This window comes from Streptomyces sp. NPDC050121, assembly GCF_044460385.1.
Taxonomy (GTDB): domain Bacteria; phylum Actinomycetota; class Actinomycetes; order Streptomycetales; family Streptomycetaceae; genus Streptomyces; species Streptomyces soliscabiei.
Genome location: NZ_JBITJV010000053.1, coordinates 46,459 through 52,899 on the forward strand (window position 1 = coordinate 46,459; position 6,441 = coordinate 52,899).

General features: G+C 71.5%; 5 protein-coding genes. 3 read left to right on the top strand and 2 right to left on the bottom strand.

Translation table 11 applies throughout. The annotated features are described in order from the left end of the window. Window positions 1–90 precede the first annotated feature (90 nt). Window positions 91–894, top strand: a complete 804-nt coding sequence (locus tag ACIBTS_RS44065) for a nuclease-related domain-containing protein (RefSeq protein ID WP_399326857.1) — start codon at window positions 91–93, stop codon at window positions 892–894. A 150-nt stretch (window positions 895–1,044) separates the two neighbouring features. Here ACIBTS_RS44065 and ligD read toward each other — a convergent pair whose 3' ends face one another. After that, a complete protein-coding gene (gene ligD / locus ACIBTS_RS44070; protein WP_399326860.1) occupies window positions 1,045–1,932 on the bottom strand; it encodes a non-homologous end-joining DNA ligase in 888 nt (295 codons plus the stop codon). Between the two features lie 46 nt (window positions 1,933–1,978). Here ligD and ACIBTS_RS44075 point away from each other — a divergent pair, with 46 nt between their 5' ends. After that, window positions 1,979–3,094, top strand: coding sequence for a Ku protein (locus tag ACIBTS_RS44075; RefSeq protein WP_399326862.1), 1,116 nt, complete (start codon window positions 1,979–1,981; stop codon window positions 3,092–3,094). A gap of 60 nt (window positions 3,095–3,154) precedes the next feature. On the opposite strand, the gene ACIBTS_RS44080 is transcribed toward ACIBTS_RS44075, so the two are convergent. Beyond that, complete coding sequence (locus tag ACIBTS_RS44080) at window positions 3,155–4,564, bottom strand: acyltransferase (RefSeq protein WP_399326864.1); 1,410 nt, start codon at window positions 4,562–4,564, stop codon at window positions 3,155–3,157. Between the two features lie 528 nt (window positions 4,565–5,092). Here ACIBTS_RS44080 and ACIBTS_RS44085 point away from each other — a divergent pair. After that, window positions 5,093–6,289 (top strand): MFS transporter, encoded by a 1,197-nt coding sequence (locus ACIBTS_RS44085; RefSeq protein WP_399326866.1) that lies wholly within the window; start codon window positions 5,093–5,095, stop codon window positions 6,287–6,289. Window positions 6,290–6,441 lie beyond the last annotated feature (152 nt).

Below are 6,441 nucleotides of genomic sequence, written 5' to 3' on the forward strand. Positions count from 1 at the left end.
CCCAGTGCCTGCCCAGCTCCCTTCGAAGGTAACCGCCTTCTTGCCCCCGGAGCACCCCTACTGTTCCCATGGTCGGTGGGGTGATGGTGCATGAACGGACTGCGCGTCATACCGACCTGGCGACATGGCCAGGAGCGGCTCTACGTCTGTCTCACGGACGGCAGGAACATCGCCTGGTACGACCGTGACGCGGGCCGCGTCAACCTGCTCGGCGACGCCCGCAGAGAGGACGTCCTGGAGGCCCTGAGCCCCTTCATCACGGGCCCTGTCACGGTCGGCCCACCCCCGGTGCCGACCCCAGCGGAACTGGCCCGCCTGGCCCTCCATCCCGACGACGACCTGGCCCCCAACCGTCCCGGCGAGGCCCTCCTCATCGCCCTGGACCGCGACCCGGGCCCCGCCCACCGCCTCCGCACCGACCCGCGCCGCCACGCACTGGCGGCCGAGCAGACCGTGGGCGAGGCCCTGGACCGCCTCGACGGCGCGGGCTGGCGCACCCTGCACTCCGTCCCGCTGCCCGGCGGAGACCGCGTCCACCACCTGGCGATCGGCCCCGCCGGCCTGTTCGCTATCCACACCCTGTACGCCCGCAAACAGCGGGTCCGCGTCGCCGACCCCATGGTCACCCTGGGCCGCCGGACCCCGGAACCCCTGCTCCGCCGCCTGCGCGCAGACGCCGACCGCGCCTCCTACGCCCTGACGGCCGAGGTCCGCCCGATCCTGGTCCTCGTCGCCCCCGCGGACGTCGCGGTCCCGCTCCCCCCACGCGAGGTCCGCATCCTGACCGACACGGCTCTGACCGACCTGTCCCGCCTGGGCGGAATCCTCAAACCGGCAGACGTGGAGGCCCTCCACGCAATGGCGAGGGACAGGGGAACATGGTCGAGGGTATGACGCCCTCCGGCTCGCTCTTTCAGCCTGTCCGGCGCTTGAGGACAAGACCCGTTCGGGGCCGAAGCGGGGGTCTGGGGGCGGCAGCCCCCAGGGATGGATGGGGGAGGGCAGAGGCGGAGGGGGCGGCGAGGGCGAAAGACCCGACCCCCTTCACGGCACCGGCACCACCCCCGCCCGCCCCCCGTCGAGCAGCGGCGCCAGCAGATCCCCGTAATCCTGCACCCGCGGAGCAACATCCGAGGCGAGAAACGTGAGCGTCTCCACAGCCCCACACCCCTCCACCTCCTCCCACGTCACCGGTGCCGAAACGGTCGGCGCGGCCCGAGCCCGCAACGTGTACGGCGCAGCCGTCGTCTTGCGCGCCGCGTTCTGACTCCAGTCCACGAACACCTTCCCCGGCCGCAGACTCCGCGTCATCCGATGCAGCACCAGCCGCGGCATCCCCCGCTCCGCCTCCACCGCCAGCCGTTTCGCATACTCCGAGACCTGTTCGGACGACGCCCCCCGCACCGCTGCCAGCAGATGCAGCCCCTTCGCCCCGGACGTCTTCGCGTACGCCTCGATCCCGTCCGCCGCCAACCGCTCCCGCAGCCACACCGCGACCTCGCAGCACTCGACGACGGTCGCGGGGGCCCCCGGGTCGAGGTCGAAGACGAGCCGGTCGGCGACCGCGGGTTCCTGAATCACCCACTGAGGCGTATGGAACTCGGTGACGAGGTTCGCCGCCCACACCAGACTCGCCAGATCCTGCACGACGACCATCCGAGCCGGACCCTCCGACCGCGGCACCTCGGCGGTCGTGACCCACTCGGGCGTGCCCGGCGGCACGTTCTTGGCGAAGAAGACCTGCCCGTCGGGCCCGTCGGGGTAGCGCAGGAAGGACAGCGGCCGGTCGCGCAGATGGGGGAGCAGGACGTCGGCGACGGTCGCGTAGTAGTGCAGCACCTCACCCTTGGTGAAGCCGGTCGCCGGATACAGCACCTTCTCCAGATTGCTGAGCGCGAGCCGCCGTCCCTCCACCTCAGTGATCGGCGTCATACCATGAGAATCACACGAAAACGGCACATAACGCTCTCCCGGGAGGATGCTGCACGTGAGATCCATATGGAACGGCGCCATCTCCTTCGGCCTGGTCAGCATCCCGATCAAGCTGGTGAACGCCACCGAGAGCCACTCGATCTCCTTCCGCCAGATCCATCTGGAGGACGGCGGCCGTATCCGCTACCGGAAGGTCTGCGAGCTGGACGAGCGTGAGGTGAGCTCGACGGAGATCGGCAAGGGGTACGAGGACGCGGACGGCACGATCATCCCGATCACCGACGACGACCTGGCCCACCTGCCGATCCCCACCGCGAAGACGATCGAGATCGTGGCCTTCGTCCCGGCCGACCGGATCGACCCCCTCCAGATGGACGCCGCGTACTACCTCCAGGCGGGCGGCGCGCCCGCCGCGAAGCCGTACGCGCTGCTCAGGGAGGCCCTGAAACGCAGCAACAAGGTGGCGATCGCGAAGTACGCCCTGCGCGGCCGCGAGCGCCTCGGGATGCTCCGCGTGGTCGGCGACGCGATCGCCATGCACGGTCTGCTCTGGCCGGACGAGGTCCGCGCGCCGGAGGGCGTCGCCCCGGACACCTCCGTCACCGTCCGCGACAAGGAACTGGATCTCGCGGACGCTCTCATGGACACCCTCGGCGAGGTCGACCTGGAGGACCTGCACGACGAGTACCGCGAGGCGGTGGAGGAGGTCGTGGCGGCGAAGGCGGCCGGCGAGACCCCCCGCGAGGCGCCGGCCGCGCCGTCCAGCGGCAAGGTGCTGGACCTGATGGCCGCCCTGGAGAAGAGCGTCAGAGCGGCGAAGGAATCGCGCGGCGAGGAAGCGCACCGCACGGCGGAGCCGGAAGAAGCGGAAGAGGCCGGAGAAGAGGCGGGAGAAGAGGGAGAGGCGGAGGTCAGACGCCTACCGCAACGTAAGTCGACCCGCACGGCTCCCAAGCAGACGGGCGGCAAGAAGTCGACGTCGACGGCGAAGAAGACGACGGCGGCACCGAGGAAGTCGACAGCGAAGAAGACGACGGCGTCGAAGAGCACGGCCAAGAAGGCCGCAGCGAAGAAGACCACGGCCCACAAGACAACGGCGAAGAAGACCCCAGCGACAAAGAGCCCGACGAAAAAGACAACGTCCCCCAAACGCACAGCCTGACCACCCAAACCACCCCCTCCCCGTCTCCCCGGCTCCCCGGTTCACGACTGATCGCAGGCGTCAGGCAGCCTTTCGCAAACCCGCGCCCGTTCCACCAACTCCTGCGCCCGCCGGACCCCCGCCGTCGGATCCGTCGCCTTCACCGCCCCGTCGGGACGGCCCCACGAGCACCAAGCCCGTGCCCACCCCCAGCCCCACGGCTGCCCAGACGGGAAACTCCCCGCCAAAAGCGAACCCGTGCCCGGCGAAATAGGTCAGCGACCAGACGCTCACGCCGAGCCCGCCCCACATCCGCCAGGCAGCCGCCCCCCGAAGCCCCGCGTCGGGCAGCACCCGGACGCCCACGGCAGCCACCCCCCGCTCCAACGGCCGCAAAGCCCGCAGCACCCCCACCAGCACGACGCCCAGCACCGCCACCCACGGCACCCGCAGCGCCCACCAGCCGACCGACCCGTAACCGGGTTGGGGAGCGAGGCCGGTCAGATAGAAGGCGGCGGCGACGATCAGCACGGGCACCATGTGCCACAGGTAGAGGGCCATGCTGCCGGCCCCCACCACCCGCACCGCCCGCGCCACCCGAGCCCGCTCCAACACCCGCCGCGCCACGGGCGCAACCGCCAGAGCGACCCCGACCTGAGCCACGGCCCACGCCAGCATGGCGGCCGACGGCGGATCGGTGTTGCTCAGCTCCTGCCCGGTCACCAGGATCAGACTGACGGGAAACGGCCCAGGCCCGACCAGCGCGGCGAACCCTGCCCCACCCCCCACCGCCATGGCGACCGCCACAGTCCGCGTCCGCTTCCGCGCAGGCGTCCGCGTCCCGCCGCCCCACACCCCGTCCCGCCAGCAGAACCCAAGCTGATACACCACCCCCCACACCAGCAGGTAGTTGAGCGCACCCACTGCCTCCACGCCTCCCGTACGGGACGACGACCCGGCGGCCGCGACAAGCACACTGACCCCGAGCGCAACGACCCCCGTCCCCACCGGCACCCGAACGCCCCACCGCTCGTGAAGGGCGTACATCAGTGGCGTCAGGGCGCTGAGCAGCAGATACACCGGCAGGAACCAGAACTGCATGGCCAACGCCCACCCCACCAGCGCGAGGGTGCCGGGATCCACGCCGAGGCCGACGCACACCCCGACGGCGAGCAGCACGAGCCCGCTGTACACGGCCGTGGGCAACATCAGCCGTACGGCCCGCTGCCCCACCCACCCCGCGACGGACGCCCCACCGGCCCGCGCCCGAGACCAGGACCCGCCGGCCGCATACCCGCCCGCCAGGAAGAACAACGGCATGATCTGAAAGCCCAGGGTCAGCCACTGCGTCCAGGGCACCGCCGCCAGCAACTCCGGCGCGCCGATCGCACCGTCCGGATGCCGGACCAGCCCGGTGATCACCCAGTGCCCGAGCACCACGAGCAGAATCGCCCAGGCCCGCAGAAAGTCGACGTACCGGTCTCTCCCCATGCGCCGCATGCTGCCCCGCCGCCCAACCCCCTTGCGCCGAAAAGCCCTTGTCGCAACCAACCCGTGCCCGAGCCGACACACCCCCGCATGCTTTCGCCCGCTACTCGGCCCCAGGCCGCGTCCGGCGCATGACGAGGATCGATCGCCTCGCCGGGCTCGGGGGGCCGCGACCACGACAGGGTGGTGAGCGTGTACGCAGGCCCCCGGGTCAGCGCGAACCGAGGCAGCCGCACCCCGAACTCGCCCGCGACGGCGTCCAGAAGCCATGCCCCCATGCTGGCAGCCACCACTGACAACGCCCCAGCACGACCGACGATCGCATGCCGAGCCCAAAGTCCCCGAGCCCGACCGAAATTGCTCCCTCGCGTCCTGGCGACGCTCCCGCCCCGCCCCGCCCCGCTCTGCGACCGCCCTGAACGGCAAGTCCGCCGAATATCTTGACGGCCTAAATGTTACCGGTAACATCCATATTCTTCGGATCATCACACCACCCCACACCGCAGTGGGCCGTCCGCTTCTGGAGTTCGCGTGAGCGACCACCCCACGGCACAGCGCGCCCCCGCGGCGACCCCACCCGACACCACCCCCGTCTTCACCACCCCCGCCGTGGCCGCCTCCTGCGCCGGCTTCGTACTCATCGGCGCACTCCAGGCCCTCTACGGCCCGGCGATCCCGGCCCTGCGCCAGGAGTTCGGCCTCTCACCCTCCGCAGCAGGCCTCGGCCTGAGCGCCCATTTCGTGGGCGGAGTAGCCGGCGTCCTCCTCTTCGACCGCCACTACGGCCGTACGAGCAACCGACGGATCCTCGCCACCTCGTTCCTCCTGATGGCAGCCGGCGCCGCAGGCTTCGCGCTCGCGCCGAACTGGCCTCTCGCCCTCGCCGCGGCCCTCCTCGCGGGCCTCGGCTTCGGCGGCATCGACTACGGCCTCAACCAGCTCTTCTCCATCGGCTTCGGCCATCGTTCCACCGCGATGCTCAACATCCTCAACGCCCACTTCGGCATCGGCGCGATCCTCGGCCCGGCCCTGATCGGCGCGGTCGGCGCCGAGCACTACCCCACCCTCTTCCTGGCCTTCGCCCTCGCCAACCTCCCCCTCCTCCTCTGCCTGAGAGGTGTACGCGACCACACCCCCAACCCCCCACCCCACGACGCCCGCCCCACCCCCGTCCACCGCAGCCTCACCACCGTCCTCGCGGTCTTCGTCACCCTCTACGTCCTGCACGTGGGCATCGAGGCAGGCGTAGGCGGCTGGGAACCCACCCACCTGGAGACCGTCGGTTACGCCGCGGGCACGGCCGCCACCGCCACCAGCGTCTACTGGCTGATGATGACCGTCGGCCGCTTCCTGGTCGCCCCGATCGCCCTCCGCTTCTCCCCGCAGGCCATCATCACCGTCTCCTGCGCCGGCATGACCGCCTGCCTCCTCCTGGCCGCCGTACCGAACCTGGCCCCCTACGCCTACGCCGGCGTAGGCCTCTTCATCGCCCCGATCTTCCCCACCGGCCTGCCCTGGCTCAACCGGACGGCCCCCCACGCCCGCCGCGCCGGCGCCCTGGTGATCGCCGCGTCCATGCTGGGCGGCGTCACAGCGGGCCCAGCACTGGGCAAGGCCATCGAGTGGTCCGGCGTGAGAACCATCCCCATCCTCCTGGCCACGGTCTCGGCCGCCTGCCTGGCAGCCACCCTCTGGCTGATCAGAGCAACAAGCAAAACACCCCACTGAGCCAAGCCACCCCGCGGAGACGGAGAGCACCCCGACGCACCCGCGGCCGCCGACGGCCGGGAGCGGGGGGGGGGGGGGGGGGGGGGGGGGGGGGGGGGGGGGGGGGGGGGGGGGGGGGGGGGGGGGGGGGGGGGGGGGGGGGGGGGGGGGGG

Excerpts from the sequence above, each read along its gene's own strand:
- ligD (WP_399326860.1), bottom strand. The coding sequence starts at position 1,932 with ATGACGCCGATCACTGAGGTGGAGGGACGGCGGCTCGCGCTCAGCAAT.
- ACIBTS_RS44065 (WP_399326857.1), top strand. The coding sequence starts at position 91 with ATGAACGGACTGCGCGTCATACCGACCTGGCGACATGGCCAGGAGCGG.
- ACIBTS_RS44075 (WP_399326862.1), top strand. The coding sequence starts at position 1,979 with ATGCTGCACGTGAGATCCATATGGAACGGCGCCATCTCCTTCGGCCTG.
- ACIBTS_RS44080 (WP_399326864.1), bottom strand. The coding sequence starts at position 4,564 with ATGGGGAGAGACCGGTACGTCGACTTTCTGCGGGCCTGGGCGATTCTG.